The organism is Kribbella sp. NPDC050281 (assembly GCF_040655855.1).
Lineage (GTDB): Bacteria > Actinomycetota > Actinomycetes > Propionibacteriales > Kribbellaceae > Kribbella.
The window spans coordinates 18,803-44,223 of the sequence record NZ_JBFAKS010000049.1 but is presented as its reverse complement, the minus strand read 5'-3'; the positions used below and the strand labels follow the sequence as shown (position 1 = coordinate 44,223).

22 protein-coding genes are annotated in these 25,421 nt (G+C 68.7%); 15 read left to right on the top strand and 7 right to left on the bottom strand.

All coding sequences use genetic code 11. The features are described from left to right. Position 1: 1 nt before the first annotated feature. From AB0I34_RS37855 to AB0I34_RS37830, 6 genes are all read left to right on the top strand, one after another. Positions 2-568: a hypothetical protein gene (locus tag AB0I34_RS37855; protein WP_360455224.1), complete on the top strand. Its 567-nt coding sequence runs from the start codon at positions 2-4 to the stop codon at positions 566-568. Between the two features lie 116 nt (positions 569-684). Further along, the gene (locus tag AB0I34_RS37850) at positions 685-1,434 is read left to right on the top strand and encodes a RodZ domain-containing protein (RefSeq protein ID WP_360455221.1); all 750 of its coding nucleotides are present in this window, start codon (positions 685-687) and stop codon (positions 1,432-1,434) included. Between the two features lie 178 nt (positions 1,435-1,612). Then, positions 1,613-3,289 (top strand): 30S ribosomal protein S12 methylthiotransferase RimO, encoded by a 1,677-nt coding sequence (gene rimO, locus AB0I34_RS37845; protein ID WP_360455218.1) that lies wholly within the window; start codon positions 1,613-1,615, stop codon positions 3,287-3,289. Beyond that, on the top strand, positions 3,286-3,903 hold the full coding sequence (gene pgsA, locus AB0I34_RS37840; RefSeq protein ID WP_360455215.1) for a CDP-diacylglycerol--glycerol-3-phosphate 3-phosphatidyltransferase: 618 nt from the start codon (positions 3,286-3,288) through the stop codon (positions 3,901-3,903). Before rimO ends, pgsA begins: the two co-directional genes overlap by 4 nt. Positions 3,904-3,986: 83 nt before the next feature. Next, positions 3,987-4,520 (top strand): CinA family protein, encoded by a 534-nt coding sequence (locus AB0I34_RS37835; protein WP_360455212.1) that lies wholly within the window; start codon positions 3,987-3,989, stop codon positions 4,518-4,520. Positions 4,521-4,671: 151 nt separating this feature from the next. Continuing rightward, complete coding sequence (locus AB0I34_RS37830; RefSeq protein ID WP_360455209.1) at positions 4,672-4,962, top strand: helix-turn-helix transcriptional regulator; 291 nt, start codon at positions 4,672-4,674, stop codon at positions 4,960-4,962. Positions 4,963-4,982: 20 nt separating this feature from the next. Here the strand turns inward: AB0I34_RS37830 and AB0I34_RS37825 are convergent, their stop codons facing one another. The 3 genes from AB0I34_RS37825 to AB0I34_RS37815 all read right to left on the bottom strand — a co-directional run bounded on the left by AB0I34_RS37825 (position 4,983) and on the right by AB0I34_RS37815 (position 10,934). Continuing rightward, positions 4,983-5,429: a DUF4262 domain-containing protein gene (locus AB0I34_RS37825; protein WP_360455206.1), complete on the bottom strand. Its 447-nt coding sequence runs from the start codon at positions 5,427-5,429 to the stop codon at positions 4,983-4,985. Between the two features lie 84 nt (positions 5,430-5,513). Further along, positions 5,514-6,320, bottom strand: coding sequence for a DNA-formamidopyrimidine glycosylase family protein (locus AB0I34_RS37820; protein ID WP_360455203.1), 807 nt, complete (start codon positions 6,318-6,320; stop codon positions 5,514-5,516). Positions 6,321-6,323: 3 nt separating this feature from the next. Beyond that, complete coding sequence (locus AB0I34_RS37815; protein WP_360455200.1) at positions 6,324-10,934, bottom strand: ATP-dependent helicase; 4,611 nt, start codon at positions 10,932-10,934, stop codon at positions 6,324-6,326. A 95-nt stretch (positions 10,935-11,029) separates the two neighbouring features. Here AB0I34_RS37815 and AB0I34_RS37810 point away from each other — a divergent pair, with 95 nt between their 5' ends. After that, the gene (locus tag AB0I34_RS37810; RefSeq protein ID WP_360455197.1) at positions 11,030-12,172 is read left to right on the top strand and encodes a hypothetical protein; all 1,143 of its coding nucleotides are present in this window, start codon (positions 11,030-11,032) and stop codon (positions 12,170-12,172) included. Beyond that, positions 12,169-12,363: a DUF3046 domain-containing protein gene (locus AB0I34_RS37805; RefSeq protein ID WP_131351713.1), complete on the top strand. Its 195-nt coding sequence runs from the start codon at positions 12,169-12,171 to the stop codon at positions 12,361-12,363. Before AB0I34_RS37810 ends, AB0I34_RS37805 begins: the two co-directional genes overlap by 4 nt. Before the next feature lie 3 nt (positions 12,364-12,366). Here the strand turns inward: AB0I34_RS37805 and AB0I34_RS37800 are convergent, their stop codons facing one another. The 3 genes from AB0I34_RS37800 to AB0I34_RS37790 all read right to left on the bottom strand — a co-directional run bounded on the left by AB0I34_RS37800 (position 12,367) and on the right by AB0I34_RS37790 (position 15,991). Beyond that, a complete protein-coding gene (locus tag AB0I34_RS37800) occupies positions 12,367-14,481 on the bottom strand; it encodes an MMPL family transporter (protein WP_360455194.1) in 2,115 nt (704 codons plus the stop codon). Positions 14,482-14,591: 110 nt separating this feature from the next. After that, positions 14,592-15,155 carry a GrpB family protein gene (locus tag AB0I34_RS37795; protein ID WP_360455191.1) on the bottom strand — a complete coding sequence of 188 codons (564 nt, stop codon included), beginning with the start codon at positions 15,153-15,155 and terminating at the stop codon, positions 14,592-14,594. A gap of 44 nt (positions 15,156-15,199) precedes the next feature. Continuing rightward, a complete protein-coding gene (locus AB0I34_RS37790) occupies positions 15,200-15,991 on the bottom strand; it encodes a hypothetical protein (protein WP_360455188.1) in 792 nt (263 codons plus the stop codon). A 250-nt stretch (positions 15,992-16,241) separates the two neighbouring features. Between AB0I34_RS37790 and recA the strand changes: the two genes are divergently transcribed. The 7 genes from recA (at position 16,242) to rny (ending at position 25,006) form a co-directional block, all read left to right on the top strand. Further along, complete coding sequence (recA, locus tag AB0I34_RS37785) at positions 16,242-17,318, top strand: recombinase RecA (RefSeq protein ID WP_131351723.1); 1,077 nt, start codon at positions 16,242-16,244, stop codon at positions 17,316-17,318. 1,504 nt (positions 17,319-18,822) lie between these two features. Next, complete coding sequence (locus AB0I34_RS37780; RefSeq protein ID WP_360455185.1) at positions 18,823-19,317, top strand: regulatory protein RecX; 495 nt, start codon at positions 18,823-18,825, stop codon at positions 19,315-19,317. Between the two features lie 290 nt (positions 19,318-19,607). Beyond that, on the top strand, positions 19,608-21,035 hold the full coding sequence (locus AB0I34_RS37775) for an alkaline phosphatase family protein (protein WP_360455182.1): 1,428 nt from the start codon (positions 19,608-19,610) through the stop codon (positions 21,033-21,035). A gap of 86 nt (positions 21,036-21,121) precedes the next feature. Then, positions 21,122-21,520, top strand: coding sequence for an MmcQ/YjbR family DNA-binding protein (locus AB0I34_RS37770; protein ID WP_360455178.1), 399 nt, complete (start codon positions 21,122-21,124; stop codon positions 21,518-21,520). Positions 21,521-21,694: 174 nt separating this feature from the next. Then, positions 21,695-22,174, top strand: coding sequence for an antitoxin (locus tag AB0I34_RS37765; RefSeq protein ID WP_360455175.1), 480 nt, complete (start codon positions 21,695-21,697; stop codon positions 22,172-22,174). 142 nt (positions 22,175-22,316) lie between these two features. Continuing rightward, entirely contained in the window at positions 22,317-22,808 is a 492-nt protein-coding gene (locus AB0I34_RS37760; RefSeq protein WP_360455172.1) for a hypothetical protein, read from the top strand. A 506-nt stretch (positions 22,809-23,314) separates the two neighbouring features. After that, positions 23,315-25,006 (top strand): ribonuclease Y, encoded by a 1,692-nt coding sequence (rny, locus tag AB0I34_RS37755; protein WP_360455169.1) that lies wholly within the window; start codon positions 23,315-23,317, stop codon positions 25,004-25,006. On the opposite strand, the gene AB0I34_RS37750 is transcribed toward rny, so the two are convergent. Then, a complete protein-coding gene (locus AB0I34_RS37750; protein WP_360455166.1) occupies positions 25,007-25,378 on the bottom strand; it encodes a nuclear transport factor 2 family protein in 372 nt (123 codons plus the stop codon). Between the last annotated feature and the right edge of the window lie 43 nt (positions 25,379-25,421).

The window sequence follows — 25,421 nt, the reverse complement described above, 5'->3', positions numbered from 1 at the left end:
CGTGACCGCCGCTAGTGCGCAGCCCCGGACCGATCGCTTCGACATGGATCCCAGGCCGGTGCCGTTCACCATCCGTTCCTCCCAGAAGGTGCACGGGGGACTGGCGCTCGGCGCGGCCCTCGTCGCGGTGGGCTTCGCCGCGTCCGCCTCCACCAGCCCGACCGGCGTACTGCGCTGGATCGCGGCCGCGGCGTTCGCCGTACTCGCCGTGATCTGCGCGCGGGCGTTGACGGTCGGGGACATGCTGGTCGCCGACGATGTCGGGATCCGGTTGCGAATCGGCAACGAATGGATCGGGACCCGGTGGGAGGACATCGACCAGGTGACGGTGCTGAAGCGCCGCCATCCGCTCGACGACGGCCGGATTGCCGTTCATTTACAGGATCCTGGGCCCGTCCTTGGTGCGATGCCGAGTTCCAGTCGCAAGCGAACTGATGCGAATCGGCGGTTGACCGGCTCGTCACTCGCGGTACCGTTCGGGTTGACGGCACGCCCGTCGAACGGGGAAGTGGTACAGGCACTGCACATGCTGGCGGACGCCAGATGTCCGGTCAGGGAACAACTCTGAGTCTGGCGTGACCCCGTCGTACCAAGGCCGTTGACTTGATGTCGAGGGTCCTAGCCGTCGACGAAGACGACGACGGTCCGAGCATCCAGTCGGGCGATGGAGAGGACGGTGGGGACGTGAGCATCGGCAGCGAGCTCACGGCGGCCCGCGAACGGGCCGACATGACGATCGAGCAGCTGAGTGCCGCTACCCGGATCAGAACCGGGCTGCTCGTCGCCATGGAGGCCGACGACTTCTCTCGCTGCGGTGGGAACTTCTACGCCCGCGGGCATATTCGCTCGATCGCTCGCGTGGTCAAGGCCGACCCGGCACCACTGCTCGCGACGTTCGACGCCGAGCACGCCGTCGAGGAGGAGAAGTCCCGCCGCGAGGAACGTGCCGTGGTCAAACGGCCCTCGCTGCATCCAGCCCGCCCGCGCTGGGCGGTTGTGGTCGGCGCGATCCTGGTCGGCTTGATGGGCTGGGGCATGGTCCGCCTCTTCACGCTGCCGAACGACATCGAGGCCAACGCGTCCAACACCGCCAGCACCACCCCGGCCGTGACCACGCCGGTGGCGCCGAAGCCGACTCCCACGCCGAAGGCCACCCCCAAGCCGCCGCCGAAGCCAGTCGCCACTCACGTCAGGCTGGTGCTGACCGCGAAGGGCGATGGCTCGTACGTCACGTTGCGGAACAGCAAGGGTAAGCGCCTCTTCCAGGGGATGGTCGGTCCCGGCGTGACCCAGACCGTCATCAACAAGGGCATCGTCCGCGTCTCCATCGGCGTGCCCGCCAACCTGGTCCTGAGCCTGAACGGCGAGCGCCTGCGCACCACCCTCTACCGCTTCACCGTCAAACCCGACGGCACCATCCAAAAGCCGTCCTGACACCGCCAACCGGGAGCGTCATCCCGCTGACTCCTGTCGAACCGGTAGTCGGCGCTGCTGCGCTTCGGCGCCGCGTGCGCCGCCCGCCAGAACTGGCGCGTGCGGTGTGGTGTGCAGGCGGTACGGCAGGTGATGGCTGGTTAGGTGGGGGACTGCGCGGCGAGTCATACTCGTGGGGATGACTACGCCACCCACCACCGTCGCCCTGGTCACGCTGGGCTGTGCCCGCAACGATGTCGACTCCGAGGAACTCGCCGGCCGTCTCGAAGCCGGCGGCTTCCGGCTCGTCGAGGACGCCGCCGAAGCGGACACCGTGGTGGTGAACACCTGTGGCTTCGTCGAGGCCGCCAAGAAGGATTCGGTCGACACCCTCCTGGCCGCCGCTGACTACAAGGACTCCGGCCGCACCCAGGCAGTCGTCGCAGTCGGCTGCCTTGCCGAGCGGTACGGCGAACAACTCGCCGACGCGCTCCCCGAGACCGACGCAGTCCTCAGCTTCGACGACTACGCGGACATCTCCGACCGCCTCCGCTCGATCCTCTCCGGCACCAAGCACCAGCCCCACGTCCCGCGCGACCGCCGCAAGCTCCTCCCGCTGGCCCCCTCCGCCCGAGCCGCCACGACCGGCGTAGCCATCCCCGGCCACGGCGACCACATCCCAGCCGAACTCAAGCCGGTGCGGTCCACTGAGTCGGCGGAATCTGACGACGGACCTCAACCTCTCAAGGGACGCTTCGTCACGACTGCCCCCGAGGAGTTGACGATCGACGCGCCGGATCTCGCGTCGGCGCCGGCGAGCGGGCCGCGGGTTGTGCGTCGTCGGCTGGACGGTGGACCGATGGCTCCACTGAAGCTGGCGTCCGGCTGCGACCGGCGTTGTGCGTTCTGTGCGATCCCGATGTTCCGCGGCGCCTTCGTCTCCCGCCGTCCGACCGAGGTGCTCGGCGAGGCCCAGTGGCTCGCGGAGAACGGCGTCCGCGAACTGTTCCTCGTCTCCGAGAACTCCACGTCCTACGGCAAGGACCTCGGCGACCTCCGCCTGCTCGAGACCCTGGTCAGCGAGATCGCGGAAGTCCCGGGTATCGCCCGCATTCGGGTCTCCTACCTGCAGCCCGCGGAGATGCGCCCGACCCTCATCACCGCGATGACGTCGACCCCCGGCGTCGTCCCGTACTTCGACCTCTCCTTCCAGCACGCCTCCGGCCCGCTCCTGCGCCGCATGCGCCGTTTCGGTGACGCCGAACGCTTCCTGGACCTGATCGCCCAGGTCCGCGCCACGGCTCCCACGGCAGGCATCCGCAGCAACGTGATCGTCGGCTTCCCCGGGGAGACGGAGGAGGACGTCGACATCCTGTGCGACTTCCTGTCCCGCGCCGGCCTCGACGCGATCGGCGTCTTCGGGTACTCCGACGAGGACGGCACCGAGGCCGAGACGTACGACGGCAAACTCGATGAGGACACCATCGCCGCGCGCCTCGACCGCGTGACCCGCCTCGCCGAGGACCTCACCTCTGCCCGCGCCGAGTCCCGTGTCGGCGAGCTCCTCGAGATTCTCCTCGAGTCCGTCGACCCAAGCACGGACCCAGCCACCGAAGCCGACACGGAAGCCAACACGGAAGCCGACACCGACGCCGACACCGACCGGGCAGACGGGCGGTCGGGTGAGGGGCGGGCGGCTCATCAGGGCCCCGAGGTGGACGGTTCGACGACGGTGATCGGTCTTCCGGACGACGTGAACGTCGGGGACATAGTCTCGGCGAAGGTGGTCGGGACGGACGGTGTGGACCTGATCGCAGAGTTCGCGGCACTCGTGAGCCCCCAGGACAGCCGTCGGGCAGCTAATCTGACCGCGTGACCAACCCGCCGAACCCGGCGCCGCGCGCAGCCGGCCACCTCCACGCGCCCAGCGCGTGGAACGTGCCGAACGCGCTGACGGTGTTGCGGCTCGCGCTGGTCCCGCTCTTCGTTTGGCTGCTGCTGCGCGACGGTGGCACCGAAGACGGCAACCGGTTGCTCGCCACCGCCGCGTTCGTGGTCGCGATCGTCACCGACCGCTTCGACGGCGACATCGCCCGCCGGTGGAACATGGTCACGAACTTCGGCAAGATCGCCGACCCGATCGCGGACAAGGCGCTCACCGGAGCGGCCTTCATCGGCCTGTCCATCCTCGGCGAGCTCCCGTGGTGGGTCACTGTGGTCGTGATGGTCCGCGAGTGGGGTGTCACGGCCCTCCGCTTCTGGGTGATCCGGCACGGCGTGATGCCCGCCAGTCGCGGCGGCAAGCTGAAGACCGTCCTCCAGGCGATCGCTCTCGGCCTCTACCTCCTTCCGTGGCAATCGGTGGCGGTCCTCCACTGGACCGCCATGGTGGTGATGGCCGCAGCCGTCATCGTGACGATCGTCACCGGCATCGACTACGTAGGCCGGGCCATCCGCCTGCGAAACGCCGCCAAACGTCCCCTCCCATGACCTCCTGCGGTCGTTGGCCGGAGCGGTGTGTCGTCTGCGCGGTGGCTGGATAGGTGACTGGTGCTGAGCAGAAGGAGGGTGCAGTGACGGACGGCGTCGTAGTTGGTGGGGGAGCGGACGACGAGTTGGGCGAGGCAGTACGGCGGCTGGTCGCGCGGCTGAAGGACCGTGGCGAGACACTGGCCACTGCTGAATCGTTGACGGGCGGACTGGTCGGCGCAGCGCTGACCGACATACCCGGCGTGTCGGCCGTCTACCGGGGCGGCCTGGTCGTCTACGCAACCGATCTGAAGGCCCAGCTGGCCGGCGTGCCTGAGGACCTGCTGGCGGCTGTAGGGCCGGTTCACCCGGACACAGCCACAGCCCTGGCCAACGGCGTACGAGAGCGTCTGGACGCCACCTACGGGCTGGCGACGACCGGTGTAGCCGGACCCGACCCACAGGGAGGCATTGAGGCCGGGATTGTGTACGTCGCCGTCGCCGGACCGGGCACTGTGCGGGTGCGGAAGCTCGCGTTGAGCGGTGACCGGGCAACTGTCCGCAGGCGGAGCGTGCAGGCAGTTCTGGAACTCGCCGTCGATCTTGTGCCGGAAGATCTCGACTCATCGGTGTGTTGAGACCAGCATGGGGAGAGGTAAGGCAGACTGGCACGGCGCACCGAAGCTGGACATTGCGACGAGTAGTGACCCAGCAACGGGTACCGTTGGTTCCTACGGTCGAGCTACCGTGCGGGTAGAGACGACCGGACAGGCGGAAGGGAGAAAGCTCATGGTGCTGGTTCGTGGCCTGCTGGGCGACGTACTGCGGCGTAAGCGGCTGCGCCAGGGGCGCACTCTCCGCGAGGTATCCGCCGACGCGCGCGTCAGTCTCGGCTACCTGTCCGAGGTGGAGCGCGGCCAGAAGGAAGCCTCCAGCGAGTTGCTCGCGGCAATCTGCATGGCGCTCGAGGTCCCGCTGTCGACGGTGTTTGCCGAGGTCAGCGAGGACCTGGCCCGCGAAGAGGCCCTGGTCCTGACGCATCCGACCATCGAGCCCGAGGTCGTTGCCTCCGCCGCCTGACACCACACTCAGGCACGTCATCACACGCTCCGTCCGGGAGCGACCGGCTGGATCAGGCCGGTCCTGGTCGGCCAGATCAGCTGCAAAGCCGGTATCGGGCCGGCGCCGGGCTCCCTGAACATGCTGTTCGCAGTGAACAGATGTGTCGCCGAGTCGGGGAACCGCAGCAACTCGGCCTGCTCCGGCGGCGGGAAGTACTCCGACAGGTCGTCACCCTCGTCGAACGCCGCGCCACCCAGCACCGCCCAGGCGAGCGGCTTCACGCTCAGATAGGCCCACCGTGGATCGGCGTCGAAGACGATGATCTCCGGATGATCGTGCAGGCTGAGCCCGAGTGAGTAGCCGAACCCTGGATTGCGGTCGCCGTCGCCATCGACGTACTGCATCGTCCAGCCGTAGGTCTGGATGTTCTGGACCAATTGCCGCGAGTACTGCTCGTCGGTCAAACCACCGCACCGGTCGCACATCACCTTCTCCTCTCGTTCGAACAGATGTTCGATACGCCGGAGAAGATATCCGTGTTCCGGCCTGTCGCCGGGGTTGTCCACAGGTCAGTTCGCGGGCTCACCGTCCGGCGCGCCGGGCTGGCACACCGGACACCAGTAGCTGACCCGCTCGCGGGTCGGTTCGCCGATCGACGCCGTCCGAATCGTCGTGCCGCAGCGCCTGCACTGTTTGCCGGCGCGCTCGTGCACCCAAGACCGCTGGCCGGGCCGGTCGATGCCGGTACTCACCTGGGTGCCGTTGCGCAGGTTGGCTTTCATCAGCCGCCGGCTCAGGTCGACGGCGGCGGGGATGTCGACGTCCGAGACTGGTCTCCAGGGGTCGAGACCGAGCAGGAAGCAGACCTCGCTGCGGTAGAAGTTCCCGATTCCGGCCAGGTTCCGCTGGTCCAGGAGTGCCTCGCTGATGGTCCGTGCGGGATCGGCCTCCAGGTTCGCGATCGCCTGGTCGCGGTCGAACGAAGGAGACAGCAGGTCCGGCCCGAGGTGGCCGACCACGGTGTCTTCGGCGTCCGTCGCCACCAACTCGAGGACCGGCAGGCGGTAGCCGACGGCCTTCCACGCCGCGGTCTCCAGCACGGCGCGGATCTGGTGGTCCGGCCCGCCATGCCAACGCTCGCCAGGCCGGTACAGATGCCAGGTCCCGTCCATCCGGAAGTGGCTGTGGATCGTCACCCCGCCGGAGACACGCATCAGCAGGTGCTTGCCGCGCGCAATGACCTCGAGCATGGTCCGGCCGCTCAGATCGGTCGTCGCCAGCGTAGGCACGCGGAAGTCTGTCGCCGTCAGCTCCTGCCCGCTGAGCGCCTGGTGCAGCCGCTTGCACGCCCGCCACACGGTGTCTCCCTCGGGCATGGCTCAGGCCCGTAGCCGCAGGCCCCGCGGCGTCGCATGGAAGCCGGCCTTGGCCAGAGCGTCGCCGAACGCGGTATGCCGGACCTGCTCGCCGTCGGCTGTCTCCACACTCAGCTTCCCGAGCTGGCCGTCGCGGATCGAGAGCGCGAGTGCGTCAACAGCCGGCTGCAGCAGATCGGGGTCTTCGGCGAAGCTCAGCACCGTCCGCCCACCGCGCTCGACGTACACGATCAGCTGTCCATCGACCATCACGACCAACGCACCGGCCTTCCGCCCCGGTCGATGCCCGCTCGCACTCTCGCGCTCCGGCCAAGGCAGTGCCGCGCCGTAAGGGTTCGCCGGGTCGGAGGCCGCCAGTACGACGGCCCGTGCCGACAACTCGTCATCTCGGCGGTTGCGGCCCGCACCAACTCGGATAGATCGGATGTCGGCGCTCGGGGCCGTGCCAGGGAGCTCAGCCATCGCACGCAGCCGGTCGACTGCGCCGGGCAGCGCGAACTGCGCCGCACCGAGGCCGGCGACGAAGTACCCGCGACGGCATCGCCCGGACTCCTCGAACGCGCTCAGCACCTTGTAGACCGCCGCGAACCCGCCCGGCGTCCGCTCGGTGATCACTGATCCACGCGTGACGATCCCGTACCGATCGAGCAGCGTTTCCGCCGCGGCATGGGCCCGCCGGGTCGCATCCTCACTCCGCTCCGGCAGCAGCGACCAGCGCCCGCCAGCGGTCGGAGGGCCACTGCGCGCCGGCATGGCTGGGCGGCCGGGCCGGATCGGACGACCCGGCCGGGCACGAGGCGTCGTACGACGGGTCCGATGACTGCCGCGACCTCCGCCGACCAGTGATCGCACCGGTGCGAGCGTGTCGTTCGTCAGATGTCCGGCCCAAACGAGATCCCACAACACGCCGACCAGCGTCTGATCGTCCACCACACCCGAGGCTGCGCCGACGACATCACTCAACTGACGGAAGAAGAACGCACCGCCACCCGACAACGCGTCCAGCACTGCCTGATGGGTCTCCCCGGGCTCGAACGACGGATCCGGATCGGGCAGCGTCAAGTCGCAGTTGTCCGCGAGATGCAGCGACACCCACCCGTCAGTTCCCGGCAGCGAGCCCGAACCCGCCCACACGACCTCGCCAGTCGCCGTCAGCTCATCCAGCATCGACGGCTGATACCCGGGCACCCGCGACGGCAGCACGATCGACTCCAGCGCCGATGCCGGCACGGCGCATCCCGCCAACTGCTCGACTGCTCCGAGGAGTACGTCGTACCCGCGCCCGCGGCTACTGGTGATGCCTTGCCAAGCAGGCAGGAAGCGCGCGAGCGCCGACGGATCGACCGGCTCGACCTCCTTGCGGAGTGCCGCCAGTGACCTCCGCCGGAGCAGGCGCAGCACCTCGCTGTCGCACCACTCCAGCGCGATGCCCCCGGGCAGGAACTCGCCCTCGACCACGCGCCCCGCGGCACCTAGCCGACGCAACGCGTCGGTGACGACGGCGACACCGATGCCCAGATGCGTCGCAAGGTCGATCGCCCGGAACGGCCCGTGCGTCCGCGCGTACCGCGACACCAGATCGCCGAGCGGATCGGCGACCGGCTCGGCATGTGCCTCGGCAACCCCTGGTGGCAGCGGTACGCCCAGCGCGTCGCGCAAACGTGCGACATCCTCGACCACGGCCCACCGGTGCTCGCCGGCGATCCGGACCCGCACCACCCGGCGAGCGGCCGCGAGCTCGGTCAGCCAGGACTCCGCATCAGCACCCTCCACGCACCGCTGCGACGCCTCGGACAACGAGAGCGGACCGACCATCCGCAGTACGTCGAACAACCCTTCGCCATCGCGGGCGCGGCGATCCTCGGCGAGCCGCTGCAGCTCGGCCTCGGTCCGCAGAACCACCTCGGCGTCGAGCAACTCGCGCAGCTCGGTCCGCCCGAGGAGCTCCGCCAGCAGGCTCTGATCCAGCGCGAGCGCGGCCGCACGCTTCTCCGCGAGCGGCGTGTCGCCCTCGTACATAAAGGCGCCGACGTAGCCGAACAGCAAGGACTTCGCGAACGGTGAGGCCTCGGACGTCTCTACCTCGACCACCGAGATCCGCCGCTCGCTGATCCCCGTCAGCAGCTCCTTCAGCGCCGGCAGGTCGTAGACGTCCTGCAGCACCTCGCGCAACGTCTCCAGCACGATCGGGAACGAGCCGTACTTACTCGCCACACTCAGGAGCTGCGCAGACCGCTGGCGCTGCTGCCACAGGGGCGAACGCCGCCCAGGATTCCGCCGGGGCAGCAGCAACGCCCGCGCAGCGCACTCCCGGAACCGTGCAGAGAACAGCGCCGACCCGCCGACCTCTCCGGTGACAAGATCCTCGATCTCTGCCGGGTCGAACAGCACGAGCTCCGCACCCGGGGGCGCCTCGTCCGTCTCCGGCAACCGCAGCACGATCCCGTCGTCCCCCGACACCGACTGGGCATCCATCCCGTAGCGCTCGCGCAGTCTCGCCGCGATCGCCAGCGCCCACGGCCCGTGCACCTGACCGCCGTACGGCGAATGCACGCAGACTCGCCAGTCACCCAGCTCATCGCGGAACCGCTCGACGACCACGGTCACGTCGTCGGGCACCCGGCTCGTCGCGTCCCGCTGCTCGGCGAGGTACGAGACCAGGTTGTTCGCCGCGTACTCGTCCAAGCCGGCCGCTCGCGCACGCTCGACCGCTTTGCCCGCCGGGAGGGAGGCCATCTTCCGGATGAACGCACCGGTCGCCTCGCCCAGCTCGGCCGGACGGCCGACCGCGTCACCCTTCCAGAACGGCAACCGCCCGGGCTGTCCGGGTGCAGGGGAGACCAGCACCCGGTCGTGCGTGATGTCCTCGATCCGCCAGCTCGACGCACCTAGGGTGAACACGTCGCCCACCCGCGACTCGTACACCATCTCCTCGTCCAGCTCGCCGACCCGATGGTTGGTGGTTTCGCCGACCAGGAAGACACCGAACAACCCGCGATCGGGGATCGTCCCACCGCTGGTCACGGCCAGCCGCTGCGCGCCCGGCCGCCCCGAGATCTCGCCGCTGACCCGGTCGAACACGATCCGCGGTCGCAGCTCGGCGAACTCGTCCGACGGATACCGGCCCGACAACATGTCGAGCACTCCGTCGTACGCCGATCGTGGCAGCGTCGCGAACGGGGCACAGCGTCGTACCAAAGCAAAGAGCTCGTCGGCGTCGATCGTGTCCAGCGCGACGATCGAGACGATCTGCTGCGCCAGTACGTCGAGCGGATTGGCCGGGATGTGCAGGCTCTCGATCAGCCCGTCCCGCATCCGCTGCACGACGACAGCCGTGTCGATCAGGTCGCCGCGGAACTTGGGGAACAGCACTCCGCGCGACACCGCACCCACCTGGTGACCGGCACGGCCGACCCGCTGCAGCCCGCTGGCCACCGACGGCGGCGCCTCGACCTGGACCACCAGATCGACCGCGCCCATGTCGATGCCGAGCTCGAGACTGCTCGTCGCGACCACACACGGCAGCCGCCCCGACTTCAGATCAGCCTCGATCAGCTGTCGCTGCTCCTTGCTGACCGAACCGTGGTGCGCCCGCGCGACCAGCGGCGGAGCGGCGAGCGAGGCACCCGACTGAGCCATCACCTGCGCCGGCGAACCGGCTTCGGCAAGCTCCAGCTCGGCTCGCTCGGCGGCGATCTCGTTCAGCCTGGCGGTGAGTCGCTCGGCCAGGCGGCGTGAGTTGGCGAAGACGATCGTGGAGTTGTGCTGCGCGATCAGGTCGAAAACCTGCTCCTCGACATGCGGCCAGATCGATGCGTGCTGCGGCGGACCGGCGGCCGATCCGGACGTCTCCAGCTCGGTGCTCGCCAGCTCGGCCATGTCCTCGACCGGCACGACGACACTCAGGTCCCACTGTTTGGCGAACTTGGGCTGGACGACGGTCACCGGCCGCTCGCCGCCGAGGAAGCGCGCCACCTCGTCGACCGGTCGCACGGTCGCCGACAAGCCGATGCGTTGCGCGGGTTTGGGCAGCAGCGAGTCCAGCCGCTCCAGAGTGAGCGCCAGGTGTGCGCCGCGCTTCGTCCCGGCGACCGCATGCACCTCGTCGATGATCACGGTCTCCACGCCGCGCAGCGACTCGCGTCCCTGCGACGTCAGCAAGAGGAAGAGCGATTCCGGCGTGGTGATCAGTACGTCGGACGGCCTGGTGGCGAAGCGGCGTCGCTCGCCGGCCGGCGTGTCTCCCGAGCGCACCGCGACCTCGATGTCGAGCGGCGCCTCACCGAGCCGCCGCGCCGTCTCCCGGATCCCGATCAGCGGGGCGCGCAGGTTGCGCTCGACGTCGACCGCGAGGGCCTTCAGCGGCGACACGTAGAGCACCCGGCACCGCAGCTTCGGGTCGTCCGGCGGGGGAGTCGTGGCCAGGCGGTCCAGAGCCCACAGGAAAGCGGCAAGGGTCTTGCCCGAACCCGTCGGGGCGACCACCAGCGCATCCCGGCCAGCGGTGATGGCGTCCCACGCCTCGAGCTGGGCCGGGGTGGCCGCCTCGAAGACGTCGCCGAACCACGCCCGGGTCGCGGGCGAGAACCGGCTCAACGCGCTGGTTTTCGTCACGTCGCCATCTTGCCGGGTACCGCCGACAGTTTCACGCCCGCCCGGATCGCCCCGGACCGAGGGCGATGTCCGCACCGTCTGGAATGATCGTGGGCATGATCAACCGCGTACGTGCAGCGCTTGTCGTCGTGGCGTGCCTGGTCGCGCTCACCGGATGCGTGAAGCTCGACGCCGACCTCAAGGTCAGCTCGAACGAGACGGTCTCGGGCACGATGGAGATGGGCGTCGACAAGCAGCTGGTGGAGTCCAGCGGTCAGTCGCTGGAGAAGATCCGCAGCCGCGTCGAGGACGCCATCAAGGAGCTGACCACCGACGGTGTCAGCTGCAAGCCGTTCGAGGACGATCAGTACGTCGGTTCCACCTGCCAGTTCGACAGTGTTCCGTTCGAGAAGATGGGCACGTCGACCGGTGAGGGCGTCGGCTTCCGCAAGGAGGGCAACCGGATCATCGTCTCGGTGAAGGAGTCCGATCTCGGTCAGGTCCCGTCCGGCACGCAGCCGTCGGTGAACTTCAAGATCACGATGCCGGGCAGGATCCTCGAGCACGACGACGGTGCGTCGATCAGCGGCCGGACGGCGACGTACGACAGCCTGGACAAGCTCGGCAAGGTGTCGCTGATTTCGGAGGCGGGCAGCACCTTCCCGCTCTGGTTGATCATCGTGATCGCTGTGCTGCTGTTGCTGGCCGCTGCGGCGGTGGTGTTCTTCGTGCTGCGTGGTCGCAGGAGACAACAGGCGTACGCGCAGTACCCAGGGCAGTATCCGGGCCAACCGCAGCAGGGACAGTGGGGCCCGCAGTACGGCGGGCAGCCGGGGCAGTACCCGGGTCAGCCTGGGTACGGCGGGCAGGGCGGCTACCCGCCCGGCGGCCAGTACGGCGGCCAACCGGGGCAGTATCCGGGGCAACCGGGTCAGGGACAGCCGGGGCAGACGCCGTACCCGGGGCAGCCCGGGCAGCCGCAGTACCCTGGACAACCTCAGCAGGGGCAGTGGGGTCAGCAGGGACAGCCGCCGCAGCAGGGGCAGGGCAGCTGGGGGCAGCAGCCCGGCCAGGGCCAGCAACCCGCTCCGGGGCAGCAACCTGGTCCGGGACAGCCCGCTCCAGGACAGCCTGGTCAGGGACAGCCCGGTCCAGGACAGCGGCCGGTGCCGCCGCCTCCGCCGGGCCGGCCTGGACCGCAGGACGGCTCACAGGGTGGTTGGGGACAGCCACCGAAGGACGACGACGGGCAGGCATGAGACTGACGGAGTTCTGGGCGCGGATGGACCAGCATCTCGGTCCCGCGTACGCACGGACTTGGGCCGAGACGCAGGTCGTCCGCGACCTCGGCGGCCGGACGGTCGTCGAGGCGCTGGCCGACGGCGAGCACGCCAAGACGGTCTGGCGTGCCGTCTGGGCCCACCTGCAGTTGCCGCCCAGCGAACGCTGACGGTCAGGTGCTGGACAGCTCGGGCTCCGGCTCAGGCAGTTCGTCGGCAGGTTCCGGATCGCGCTGATGCGCCAGCTTGCTCGGCCACCACAGGTGCCGGCCGACGTCCAGGTTGAGCGCGGTGACCAGCACCGAGCGGACAATGATGGTGTCGAGCAGGACGCCGAGCGCGACCGCGATGCCGATCTCGGCGAACGCCACCACCGGGAGTGTCGCCAGCACCGCGAACGTCCCCGCCAGCACCAGTCCGGCCGACGTGATCACCCCTCCGGTCGCGGCGACGCCGATCAGCGCACCACGCCGGGTGCCGTGCACTTTCGACTCCTCGTGCACGCGCGTCATCAGGAAGATGTTGTAGTCGATGCCCAGGGCAACCAAGAAGACGAAGACGAACAACGGCAGCGACGTGTCCGCCCCCTCGAACCCGAGCGCGTCGAACACCAGCGCGCTGATCCCCAGCGCCGCGCCGAACGACAGCACGACCGTTGCCACCAGCAACACCGGTGCGAGCAGCGCCCGCAGCAGCAGGGCGAGGATGAGGAACACCACCAGGAGCACGATCGGGATGATCACCTTGTTGTCCTGATCGGCCGCCCGCTGGGTGTCGAGCAGAATCGCCGCGCCACCCCCGGCACGCGCGTCGGCACCCGGTACTGCGTGCACGGCGTCGCGGACGCGATCCACGGTGTCCTTCGCGGCCTGACTGTCCACCGCGTCCGTCATGGTGGCCTCGAGGTAGGCCAACCCATCGGCCGTCTGCGGTTCGGCCACCGACGCGATGCCTTGCGTCGAGGCCATCGCCGTACGGACCTCTTCTGCCTGGGCCTCGTTGCTGACCACGACCAGCGGGTTGCCCGCACCGGCTGGGAAGTGGGTGGCCAGGATTCTCTCGCCGACCACGGAGTCCGGCGTACCGACGAACGACTCCTCGTTGGACAGGCCGGTCGGGTCCAGGCGGAAGATGCCGAGGGCTGCGATCCCCAGGACAACGGACGTCGTGATCCAGGTCAGCCGCGGACGTACGGCGATTCGCCGTCCGATGCGACCCCAGACACTGTTCTCGGTGTGGTCGTCCGAGCCGTACGTCGGACGGAGCGGCCAGAACACCCAGCGGCCGCAGATGACGAGCAGAGCGGGTAGCAGAGTCAGCATGGCGAGTAGTGCGACGACGATGCCGACCGCTGCGACCGGTCCAAGGCCACGGGTCGAGTTCATCGACGCGAAGAGCAGACAGAGCATGCCCGCCACCACGGTTGAGCCGGAGGCGACGATTGCCGGGCCTGCGCGGTGCATAGCAAAGGCCATGGCCTCGTGCCGGTCCTCGTGCCTTCGGAGCTCTTCCCGATAGCGGGCGACCAGCAACAAGGCATAGTCCGTCCCAGCGCCGAACACCAGAACGGTCAGAATGCCTGCACTCTGGGCGTTGACGGTCAGATCCGCCTTGGTGGCGAGGTAGTAGACGACAGCCTGCGCTGCGAAGAGTGCGACACCTGCCGACACCAGTGGCAGCAACCAGAGCACCGGACTGCGATAGGTCAGCAGCAGGATGATGATCACCACAGCCGCGGCGGAGTACAGGAGTTTGCCGTCGATACCGGCGAACGCCTCCTGCGAATCAGCGGCGAATCCGCCTGGTCCGGTGAGGTGGAACGACAGACCGTCCGGCCGGTCCGCGGCAACGCGTCTGATGTCGTCCGCGCGTGCGCCGATCGTCTCCCAGCCTCCGCTGCCCGCGTTGATCGGTACGAGGACCTGCAGGGCCTTGCCGTCTTCGGACGGCAGCGGCCCGACCACCTCGCGGTCGACGTTCTCGAGTTGCGCGAACTGCGCCAGGTGTTGCGTGACCGCTTGCCGATCGGCCGCAGTGATACCGGACGATCGCTCGTACACGAGCACTGCCGGGATCTCATCCGGCGACGAGAACTGCTGCGTCGCCTTCAGGACCTCGGTGGACTCCGCCTTGCCCGGCAGCCACGAGACGGCGTCGTTCTCCTGAGCGCCCGTCAGCTTGCCGGCCGGACTGAACGCCGCGGCCATGGCCACGATCCACAGTCCCAGCACGATCCACTTCGACACCTTGCCGCACGGCAACGCCGCCAGCCGACCCACTCCGCCCACCCGAACCACGCCCCCTACGGAGGGACGCCACGTACCCCCCGAATCCAGCGTGGTGGCTGCACCGCGACAGGGTCAACGACCCCGGAGTAGTACTCCCCTCACCCTGTGTTTCAGGCAGTCCAGCCGGTACGGGCGGCCCACTCCTCGGCAGGCAGGTAGATGAGATCGCAGACCGGGTCCTTCAGATCGGAGTACTCCGCCGTCGACTCGATCGGCAACGCAGCCGCGCGCACCTTGAACTCCCCATAGGCGCGAGCGGTGTCCGGGTGGTTGCGGAGGTAGTCCCGGAACAGCAGCGCATAGCGCTGGTTGGCTCGACCAGCGACGCGGATGTGCAGGTTCACGCGCCGCCGGTACATCGGCTCCACCAGTAGTCGCTTGACCCATTGCAGGTCGTCGGCCGGGAGGCCAGGCACCGGGTGGTCGCGTTTCGGTGGGCGGACCTCCCAGTCCGCGGCGGCCATGCGTTCCACCACGTCGTCGAGCTCTGGTTCCGTCCCGACGGTCACCTGCATGTCGATGATGTCCTTGGCGGGCAGTCCCGGTACGGACGTCGATCCGATGTGATCGATCCGCTGTGCGGTCTCGCCCAGCAGTTCGCTCACCACCCGAGCGGTCTTCTCGTACTGCGCGGGCCAGCTGTCGTCCGGACGCACGATGACGATCCCAGTCATGCCGAGATCATCCCAGGCCGACGTCCGTACCCCCAGTCCTGGGCTCAGACCGGCTTGACCCGGAACGCGCTGGTGGTGAGGAGGTCCGCAGCCCGGTACGCCGCCTTGCGGATGGCCAGGCGCTCGTCGAAGAACCCACCGACCATCCCGACCACCGGCAGCTTGCCGACGAATCGGGCCCCGATGCTGCCGCGGGGGCGCTCCTCGAACACGTCGCCGAGCCCGCCGAACAGCTTGCTGATCCGCCACACCAGGCGGACGCCCTTGCGCAGGCCGGCTTCCTCGGACTCATCGCCGAATCCCAACTGCTTGGCGACGTCCTGGCCGGCTGACGTCGGGTCGTCGTACTCGAGGACGTCGTCCGGCGTGATGGGCCGGTCGGTGAGTACGCGTGCGATCACCGCCGTACGGTCGGCATGCGCTTCGACGCCGTACTCGCGGCAGACCGCACCGATGACCATGGCCTGGACGGCCGCACCGAGCGTGTCCTTGACCGGGAGCCGGTCCGCGGCCGCGCCGCCGATCCGGGGGAGGCCCGCGACGATCGCGGCGAACCCGCCGAGGCGCTCTACCCACCAGTCGCAGCGATCTGCCAACGGCAGCGTCGGCCACTCGGTGTGACCGGGCACCTTCATCTTCAACAGCCGGTCGATGGCCAGGATGAGGGCCTTCTCGGCCAGGTTGGGGCGCTCCTGCGCGGAGTACTCGACCAGGATGCTGCGGATGCCGAACGGGTCCTGGGTGCGGAGCGCGTCGAGCACGGAGTCGATGCCGAACTCGACCCGGCTGAGGGCCAGGACGACGGCTGCGTCGGGGACGTCGGGACGGTCTGCCACGCCCGCAAGAGTAGGGAGTGGGCGGTCCAGGATGGTTGCCCGGGCAGACTTCGGCGTGTCAGTTGCGATTCGAACAGGTGTTCGGGATAGCTTGGTCCCTGAAGGTGCGCCGGACGGCCGAAGTTGTCCACAGATTCGAAGTGGCGGCGAAAACTGTCCGACGTGATGGATATCTTCTCTGGCGACACGAGAAGTCCTCCGGGCGGCTGGGAAGCGGCCCCGATTATGAGATGGGTCAGGTGGCAGTCACATGGCTGGTGCAACGGCGAGTGCGGAGCGCGCGGCGAGCGATCGCGAGAAGGCGCTCGCGACTGCGCTGACGCAGATCGAGCGGCAGTGCGGCAAGGGTTCGGTGATGCGCCTCGGGGAGCAGAACAGGCCGCCGATCGAGGTCATCCCCACCGGGTCGATCGCGCTCGACATCGCGCTCGGGATCGGCGGGCTGCCGCGCGGTCGCGTGGTGGAGATCTACGGTCCGGAATCCTCCGGTAAGACGACGGTCGCCCTGCACGCGGTCGCGAACGCTCAGCGCGCCGGCGGGATCGCGGCCTTCATCGACGCGGAGCATGCCCTCGACCCGGAGTACGCGCGGAAGCTGGGCGTCGACACCGACGCGCTGCTGGTCTCGCAGCCCGACTCCGGTGAGCAGGCGCTGGAGATCGCCGACATGCTGGTCCGCTCCGGCGCGATCGACATCGTCGTGATCGACTCGGTGGCCGCGCTGGTGCCGCGGGCCGAGATCGAGGGTGAGATGGGTGACAGCCACGTCGGTCTGCAGGCCCGGCTGATGAGCCAGGCGCTGCGGAAGATGACCGGTGCGGTCAGCGGGACGAACACGACCGCGATCTTCATCAACCAGCTGCGCGAGAAGATCGGCGTCATGTTCGGCTCCCCGGAGACGACGACCGGTGGTAAGGCGCTGAAGTTCTACGCGTCGGTGCGGCTGGACGTGCGCCGGATCGAGTCGCTGAAGGACGGCACCGACGTCGTCGGTAACCGGACCCGCGTCAAGGTCGTGAAGAACAAGGTGGCCCCGCCGTTCAAGCAGGCCGAGTTCGACATCATCTACGGCCAGGGCATCAGCCGCGAGGGCAGCCTGCTCGACCTCGGTGTGGATCAGGGCTTCGTCCGCAAGGCCGGTGCCTGGTTCACCTACGAGAGCGACCAGCTCGGTCAGGGGCGGGAGAACGCGCGGAACTTCCTGCGCGACAACCCCGATCTGGCCAACGAGCTGGAGAAGAAGATCAAGGAGAAGATGGGCATCGGCCCGACGCTGGACGCACCGGCCGACGCGGCCGCCACGGCCGAGGTCGATGTCGACTTCTGATCACCCCACCGCGGGTGGCAGCGCTCCTCGGCAGACCACTGCCGACAACGCTGCCCCCGCGGCGCTGTCTCTCCCACACGCCGACCGCCTGGCCCTAGCCCGACACCTCCTCGCCCGCGGCCCAGCAGCAGCCGGTGGTGCTTCGGCAGGATCCGGCGAAGGCAACGAACCGTCCGGAGACGCATCCCGGGCTGGTCGTCGGTCTACCGAGCGCCGTTCGGATCAGCGAGCCTCTCGCAGTGCGGGCCGTGATCGCGGCTCTGGTGCCAATCGCGCCGAGTCGTGGTCGGATCCGTTCGCGGATGACGATCCGTTGGACCCGACGTCAGCCCGGCCTCGCGCAGGCAGGATCAGGCGAACCGCCGGGGCCGATGACCCGTGGGCAGACTCCGAAGCGTCCCCGAGCAGCACTGAGGAACCGGCGGACGGGAGCGCTCAAACCTCAAGTCAGCGCCGCCGGCCCCGGAACACCTCGAGACGTGGCTCGGATCCGAAGCCTGTCGACCCGTGGGGCGATCTGGATGACAGGGCCGTACGAGCATCCGAGGCGAGGAGCGCTGACCGGCAGGCGGAAGCACGAGCGTTTGCCGCCGACACCCCGGAGCCGAGCCCGGCGCGAGACACGACCAATCGCGATCCTGGATTTGACCGGTTTGAGGTAGCGACCGGGGCGTCAGGCAACGATCAGCCGGGGCGCAATCCTGCGCGAGATCAGAGCCCGGCTGCGGCCGATCCGTGGGGCGACTCAGATGGTTCTGCTGCTGATAACCCGGCCAGCCCCGAGCTGCGTCGAGGTACGGCAGCCACTACCAGCCAGCCTGCCGGCGAGCAATCACCTATCACTCAGACATCAGGCGAACACAGGTCCGCAAGCTCCGCGGAGGCGATTGCATCAGGTGTGGAGTCGATCGATCGGTCGAGCGACCCGGCTGTTCCTGCGGCGGACCGGCTGAACGCGAGCCCAGCCCGACGTCGAACGGTTCCCGCGCCCGACCCGACGCTCCCCGGGACAGACCCGACGGACCGGAGCCCAGTTCGAGGTCGAACGGTTCACGCGGAGGACCCGCTGGACGCGGGCCGAGGTCGGGGTCGAGCGGTTCACGCGGAGGACCCGCTGGACACGAGTCGAGGTCGGGGTCGCGCGGTTCACGCGGAGGACCCGCTGGACACGAGCCCAGCTCGGGGTCGAGCGGTTGGCGCGGAGGATCCGCTGGACGCGGGCCGAGGTCGGGGTCGCGCGGTTCCTTTGGACGACGCGCTGGAAGCGGGCGCAGGTCGGGGTCGCGCGGTTCCTGTGGAGGAGTCGCTGGACACTGGCCCAGCTCGGCGTACGACGAAGCAGGCATCGGCGGGTGGTGAGTCCTCGGGTGGACGTGGAACTCGCGGGCGGCGGACGGTGGCTCGGCGGAGTTTTGGTGGGGGTCGGCGGGGGAGTCGGCGGTCGGCGGATGAGCCCGACGGGCCGGGGGATCCCGGGCTGGATGGGGTGGAGGATCCGCAATCGGTGGCGCGGACGATTTTGCTGGACAAGCTGACCGGGCAGCCGCGGACGCGGGCCGAGTTGGCGGATCTGCTGGCCGAGCGGGAGATCCCGGAGGACGTGGCGGAGGAGGTGCTGGATCGGTTTACCGAGGTCGGGTTGATCGACGACGCGGCCTTCGCGAACGCGTGGGTCGAGTCCCGGCACCGCGGTCGCGGGCTTGGCAAACGAGCTCTGGCCCAGGAGCTCCGCCGTCGGGGCGTGGACGATCAGTTGGCGCGCGACGCGCTGGACGAACTGGATCCGGACCAGGAGGAAGAAACCGCCCGCGCTCTGGTTCGCCGCAAGCTCCCGTCGATGCGTTCGCTCGACCGCCAGGTCGCCATGCGCCGCCTGCTCGGAATGCTGGCCCGCAAGGGCTACCCCGGTGGCCTCGCGATGACAGTCATCAAACAAGAGCTCGCCGCCAGCCACGAAGAACTCCCACTCCTGGACCCCTCCGGCCTGGAACCCGACTAATTCCACCGCAACCCAAGCCAGTCCCAACCTCTGCTACCACCATGAGGCGGGACGAGCCAATACCACCGTGAGGCGGGACGAGCCACTGCCACCGCGCAGCGGGACGGGCCTCTACCACCGTGGGGCGGGACGTGACGGTGGGCTCGGCGTGTGCTTAATCAGTTAACCTCCGCAAAAGGTTGTGCTCGGAAACTAGTTCCGCGGCGTTGGAGCACGGGCCGGGTGACGGACACCTTCGAGGCGGAAGGTCATTGACGGAATCACCGCCTACCTTCGAGAGGTTCCGCCCAATGTCCGACTTCACCCGCCGCCGCTTCCTCGGCGGCGCCGCCGCGACCGCCAGCCTTGGTGCCGCCGCAGCCCTGATGCCCGCGAGCGTGCAGAAGGCCCTGGCCACCCCACCGCCGCGGCCGGCCCGGCTCGGCGACATCAAGCACGTCGTGATGCTGATGCAGGAGAACCGCAGCTTCGACCACTACTTCGGCACGCTGTCCGGAGTGGCCGGGTTCGACGACCCGCAGGCGATCAAGCTGTCCACCGGACGCAACGTGTTCCACCAGCCCGACGCGGAGAACCCGGACGGCTACCTGCTGCCGTTCCACCTCGACACCCACTCGACGAACTCGCAGGCCATCCCGTCCACCAGCCACGCGTACTCGGTCCAGCACCAGGCGTGGAACGGCGGCAAGATGGACAACTGGCTGCCCGCGCACCGCACCGCGGACAAGGCCAACGGGCCGTACGTGATGGGCTACTACACCCGCGACGACATCCCGTTCCAGTACGCGCTCGCCGATGCCTTCACGATCTGCGACCAGTACCACTGCTCGGTGCAGGGCCCGACCTGGCCGAACCGCCTGTACTGGCAGACCGGCATGGTCGACCCGGGCGGCACGCTCGGTGGTCCGATCACCTCGAACTCCCTGCCGAACGGCGCGTACCGCTGGACGACGTACGCCGAACGCCTCGAGGCTGCGGGAGTCGGCTGGAAGGTGTACCAGGACCAGGTCGGCCTGAACAGCTACAACATGCTGCCGCACTTCCAGCAATTCCAGGATGCCGCCCCCGGTACGCCGCTGTACGAGAAGGGCATGAAGGTCTCGTCGCTCGGCCAGTTCGAGTACGACGCTCTGCACGACCAACTGCCCACGGTTTCCTGGCTGATGACGGCCGGTGGCGTCTCGGAGCACCCGAAGGAGATGCCGGCCGCCGGCGCCGACTTCGTCGCCTCGAAGATCGCCGCGATCGCCGCCAACCCGGACGTCTGGAAGAAGACCGTCTTCATCCTCAACTACGACGAGAACGACGGCCTGTTCGACCACGTCGTTCCCCCGACCGCGCCGGCCGGTACGCCGGACGAGTACGCCCTGGACCTGCCGATCGGCGGCGGGTTCCGGGTGCCGTGCATCATCGTGTCGCCGTGGACAGCCGGGGGCTGGGTGACCAGCCAGAAGTTCGACCACACCTCGGTCCTGCAGTTCCTGGAGAAGCTGACCAGCGTACGCGAGACCAACATCAGCCAGTGGCGTCGCAAGACCTTCGGTGACCTCACCTCCGTCTTCCGCCAGGACCACGCCGCGAAGCCCCCGCTCCTCCCGGAGACGGGCTCCCGGCTGAACCTGGCCACCTACGAGACCGCGCAGTTCCCGGCCCCGACCTTCCCCGGTGCCGCGCAGGTGGTTCCGCACCAGGAACGCGGCACCCGCCACCGTCTCTGACGAACCGGCGTGCCCAGGCGATCGCCCCATCGCCTGGTCACGCCATCGTGCGGTAGAGGCCTGAACGACGCTGTAGCTTGAGGGTTATGGCGACCCTGGAGGACGTGGAGCGGCTGGTCGCGGCACTGCCCGAGACCATGGAGACGACGAGGCACGGCAATCGCACCTGGGCTGTCGGAGGCAAGGCGTACGCCTGGGAACGGCCTTTCAGTAAGGCGGATCTGCGACGCTTCGGCGACGAAGCCCCGCCGGACGGGCCGATTCTGGCCGTCACGGTGGAGGATCTCAGCGAGAAGGAAGCGGTGCTGGCGGCTCGTGCGGCCGACGGGTTCTTCACGATCCCGCATTTCAATGGTTATGCCGCCGTACTGATCCAGTTGGATGAGGTCCCGGAGTCCGTCCTGAGAGAGGCGCTCCTCGACGGTTGGCTGGTCCACGCACCGCCCTTGGTGGCGAAAGCGCACCTCGGCAAGAGCAAGACTTAGCCGCCGGAGTCGGTGCGGACGGAGAGTGAAGGGCGGAATCTGCGGGGCTGTGGGCGGCGAGGGGCGTTGACGGTTGCGGTGTGACGGTGTGTTATCCGAAGTGGGGCCGGTGTTTGGTCCGGCCCGTACGCTGGGGATTTTCGTCGATCCGCCCCTGACACCGCGGAGGGTGCAATGAGCGATTTCCAGGAACAGGCGAAGAACTGGCTCCGGAACGTCGTCAAGCAGAACCCGGACAAGATCAAAGCCGGTGCGGAGAAGGCCGGCGACCTGATCGACAAGCACACCGGCGGGAAACACGCGGAGAAGGTCGACGCCATGCAGAAGAAGGTCGGCGACTACGTCGACGGACAGACCACTGAAGGCGAGGCGGGCGGAGTCCCGTCGCCCGGCGGCGGCGTCGACCCCGCAACCTCCGGCGAAGCCCCCGAGCCTCCCCGCGACACCACCCAAGCAGGCAGCGACACCAGCGAGGCGGCCCGTGATGCGGCCGAGTCGACCGAGGAAGCAGTCGACGGCGGCGTAGTCGGCGGCGACGCGCCAGACCCGTCGGCCGAGCCGACCAGCTCAGCCGGCTCAACCCCCGAAGGCACCCAAACCGGCAGCACCGTCACAGGCCAAGACTCCAACGACCTCCCCGGCCCCCGCCCCTGACTCAATCCACCCGGCAGTCGTCCTCCCCCGAGGACGACTGCCGCATGCGTTGCGCGGGAGTACTCGATGTCAAGGCGACCCGCCGTACAGCAATGCGGAGAGTAGTCGAGCAATCCTAGAGTGTCATCCTGGGGAGGATGGCATGGGCAGAACGCGACGGCGCGGTGGGAGTCGGTCGGCGCAGTTCCGTTCGTGGGGATGGCTCCTGGCGGCTTGCGCCGCGCTCGCGATCTACAGCCACAGCTGGCGGACGGCTCTGTACCTCGCGCTGATGTGGCTGGTCTATGTCGTGTTCCTGCAGCTGGCCATGTGCAGGGTCGAAACCCGGAAGCATCAACCGTGCAAGTGGCTGGTCCGGGGACTGATCGGGACCTGCAAGTACCACGTCGGCAGCAAACGCGGTCTGCCCCGGTTGGTTCGCGGACCGAGGTACGTCGGCCTACCGAGACTCATGTGGCCGCGGGACGACTTCGACGGTCTCGTGGCCGTGCGGGCCGAACCGCAGCCGAAGCCGGGCCGCGCTGTGACTGCGAAGGCGAGTCAGCCGAGGTACGACCGGCTGAATGTGCTGATCGCCGTCGGTGCGTTCCTGGTCACCGCGGTCGGGGTGATTCGCGACTTCGTTGCTGGTTGAGGCCCGAGCACAACCGTAGATGTGGAGTAGACCAGTCGGGGGAGTGGTTTGGGTGGGTGGGGTGTGAGTGTCCTTCTTGACCGGGTGGTGGGGCGCGCCTAGCCTCGGAATCAGTAAGGGATCACTCCACCTGACGGTGGCGGACATAGCACCGGCGGGTCGGTTGATGACCGGCTGACCGGCCGGAGAAAACACGAAACCACGCTCGACCGAGCTGAAGGATGACGACGGCGACTCGTACGCCGTCGATTGGACGGCACCGCGGCGGACGGATCCGGCGGTGACAGCGGCCTGAAGTCTGTTCCTGGGTGACGCACACCCGGAAACGGCGACGGCAGCGGTCACAATCGGCACCGTCAGCGAGCAGTACCGTCACAACGGACGGACCGCGCACCCCGGAAACCCCGGTGGTGCGTTCAGCCGTACCGTCTCCTCGACCGTAGGCGGATCCCTTCGACCGACGCCACAGTCCCGCCCGGTGCGTGACTCGACGAGGGGAGAAGCCGATGTCACTCGCGGCCATGCCGACGGCGACGTCAGTCGGGCTGACCCTGATCGGACTGCTGATCGCGGGCCTGCTGGCCTGGATCGGCTTCACGCTCTCCCGCCGCAAGGCCGCCGACAACACCGCGGCCGCCGCCAACGCCCAACTCGAGGCAGCCACCATCGCCGCCGGCGCCAAGTCCGCCGCGGAGTTGGTACGCCGCCAGGCCGAGGAGGAGGCCGCCGTACTGCGGACCCGCGCGGAGACGGCCGAGAAACGCGCCGAGGAGATCCGCCGCGCCGCGGAGGACCGCGCCTCTGAGGTACGGCGTGAGGCCGAGCACCGCGCGTCCGACGTACGCCGGGAAGCCGAGACCGAGGCCCAGTCGATCCGGGACGACCTGCGCGAGCAGCGGCTGGAGATGGAGCGTCGCGACCACCGGCTGACCGAGCGTGAGGAGCGGCTCGACGAGCAGCACCGTTCGATCGAGGAACGCCAGATCGAGCTGACCGCGCAACTCGCGGAGCTGGATCAGCGCAAGGCCGAGATCAGGAACCTCGAGGAGGAACGCCGCCGGATCCTGGAAGGCGTCGCGAACCTCAGCTCCGAGCAGGCGAAGGCGGAGCTGGTCGCGTCGATCGAGGCGGAGGCGAAGCGGCACGCGCATTCGATCGTCCGTGAGATCGAGCGGCAGGCCTTGGACGAGGGCGAGACCAAGGCACGCAAGATCATCACCGGCGCGGTGCAGCGGCTGGCGTCGGAGCAGACCAGCGAGTCGGTCGTCTCGGTGGTGCACCTGCCGAGCGACGACATGAAAGGCCGGATCATCGGCCGCGAGGGTCGCAACATCCGATCGTTCGAGCAGACCACGGGCGTCAACCTGATCATCGACGACACCCCTGAAGCCGTGCTGCTGTCCTGCTTCGATCCGGTACGCCGGGAGACCGCGCGGCTGACCCTGGATTCGCTGGTGCTGGACGGCCGGATCCACCCGAGCCGGATCGAGGAGATCTACGAGCGCAGTCGCGGCGAGGTTGCCGAGCTGTGTGAGCGTGCGGCCGAGGACGCGATGGCGGCGGTCGGCATCACCGACCTGCACCCCGAGCTGATCCGGACGATGGGCCTGCTGCGGTACCGCACGTCGTACGGGCAGAACGTGCTGAAGCATCTGATCGAGTCGGCGCACATCGCCGGCATGATGGCGGCCGAACTCGGGCTGGATCCCAAGCTGTGCAAGCGCGGCGCGTTCCTGCACGACATCGGCAAGGCGCTGACGCACGAGTCCGAGGGCAGTCACGCGATCGTGGGTGCGGAGCTGGCCCGCAAGTACGGCGAGAACGACGACGTCGTGCACTGCATCGAGGCCCACCACAACGAGGTCGAGGTGCGGACCGTCGAGGCCGTACTGACCCAGGCCGCGGATGCGGTTAGTGGCGGCCGGCCGGGTGCGCGGCGCGAGTCGCTGGAGGCGTACGTGCAGCGGCTCGAGCGGCTCGAGGAGATCGCGATGCACCACGACGGTGTCGAGAAGGTGTTCGCGATGCAGGCCGGCCGGGAGATCCGCGTGATGGTGCTGCCGGACGCGGTCGACGACATCGCCGCGCAGGTGATGGCGCGCGACATCGCCAAGCAGGTCGAGGAGGAGCTGACCTACCCGGGCCAGATCCGGGTCACCGTCGTCCGCGAATCCCGCGCCACCGAGGTCGCCAAGTAGTCACTCGGCGTACTTCGCGCGCCACTGCGGCGGATCGAACGGCGAACCGTAGATCCGGGTCTCGCGCGCGATCCGCCCGTCCTTGAACTCGACGACGTTCGCGACGTAGTAGATGTCGCCGCTGTAGTCCGAGCGGCCCAGTACGACGAAGTGGTCGCCCGCACCGGTGATGCGCAGGATCTGGATCGACGGTGGCGCAGGGTATTCCTGCTGCATCGCCCGCATCCGGTCCCGCCCGACGATGCGCTCGCCGGACTGCGGCATCTCCAGCACGTAGTCCTCGGCGCGCAACTCGTGTTCGGCCTCCGCCGACAGCGCCAACTGGTCGTCCGTCGGCCACAACCGCTCCAGCAACTCACGATTCCTGTCCATGATTTACGGTCGCGACGACCCTTCAATCAGTCTTAAAGTCTGC

What these genes read in the sequence shown, in the direction of transcription:
- recA (WP_131351723.1), top strand. Translation starts at nt 16,242, where the DNA reads ATGGCTGGTGCAACGGCGAGTGCGGAGCGCGCGGCGAGCGATCGCGAG.
- rimO (WP_360455218.1), top strand. Translation starts at nt 1,613, where the DNA reads ATGACTACGCCACCCACCACCGTCGCCCTGGTCACGCTGGGCTGTGCC.
- AB0I34_RS37825 (WP_360455206.1), bottom strand. Translation starts at nt 5,429, where the DNA reads ATGTGCGACCGGTGCGGTGGTTTGACCGACGAGCAGTACTCGCGGCAA.
- AB0I34_RS37770 (WP_360455178.1), top strand. Translation starts at nt 21,122, where the DNA reads ATGGCGACCCTGGAGGACGTGGAGCGGCTGGTCGCGGCACTGCCCGAG.
- AB0I34_RS37760 (WP_360455172.1), top strand. Translation starts at nt 22,317, where the DNA reads ATGGGCAGAACGCGACGGCGCGGTGGGAGTCGGTCGGCGCAGTTCCGT.
- AB0I34_RS37795 (WP_360455191.1), bottom strand. Translation starts at nt 15,155, where the DNA reads ATGACTGGGATCGTCATCGTGCGTCCGGACGACAGCTGGCCCGCGCAG.
- AB0I34_RS37810 (WP_360455197.1), top strand. Translation starts at nt 11,030, where the DNA reads ATGATCAACCGCGTACGTGCAGCGCTTGTCGTCGTGGCGTGCCTGGTC.
- AB0I34_RS37805 (WP_131351713.1), top strand. Translation starts at nt 12,169, where the DNA reads ATGAGACTGACGGAGTTCTGGGCGCGGATGGACCAGCATCTCGGTCCC.
- AB0I34_RS37775 (WP_360455182.1), top strand. Translation starts at nt 19,608, where the DNA reads ATGTCCGACTTCACCCGCCGCCGCTTCCTCGGCGGCGCCGCCGCGACC.
- AB0I34_RS37765 (WP_360455175.1), top strand. Translation starts at nt 21,695, where the DNA reads ATGAGCGATTTCCAGGAACAGGCGAAGAACTGGCTCCGGAACGTCGTC.
- AB0I34_RS37750 (WP_360455166.1), bottom strand. Translation starts at nt 25,378, where the DNA reads ATGGACAGGAATCGTGAGTTGCTGGAGCGGTTGTGGCCGACGGACGAC.
- AB0I34_RS37820 (WP_360455203.1), bottom strand. Translation starts at nt 6,320, where the DNA reads ATGCCCGAGGGAGACACCGTGTGGCGGGCGTGCAAGCGGCTGCACCAG.
- AB0I34_RS37830 (WP_360455209.1), top strand. Translation starts at nt 4,672, where the DNA reads ATGGTGCTGGTTCGTGGCCTGCTGGGCGACGTACTGCGGCGTAAGCGG.
- rny (WP_360455169.1), top strand. Translation starts at nt 23,315, where the DNA reads ATGTCACTCGCGGCCATGCCGACGGCGACGTCAGTCGGGCTGACCCTG.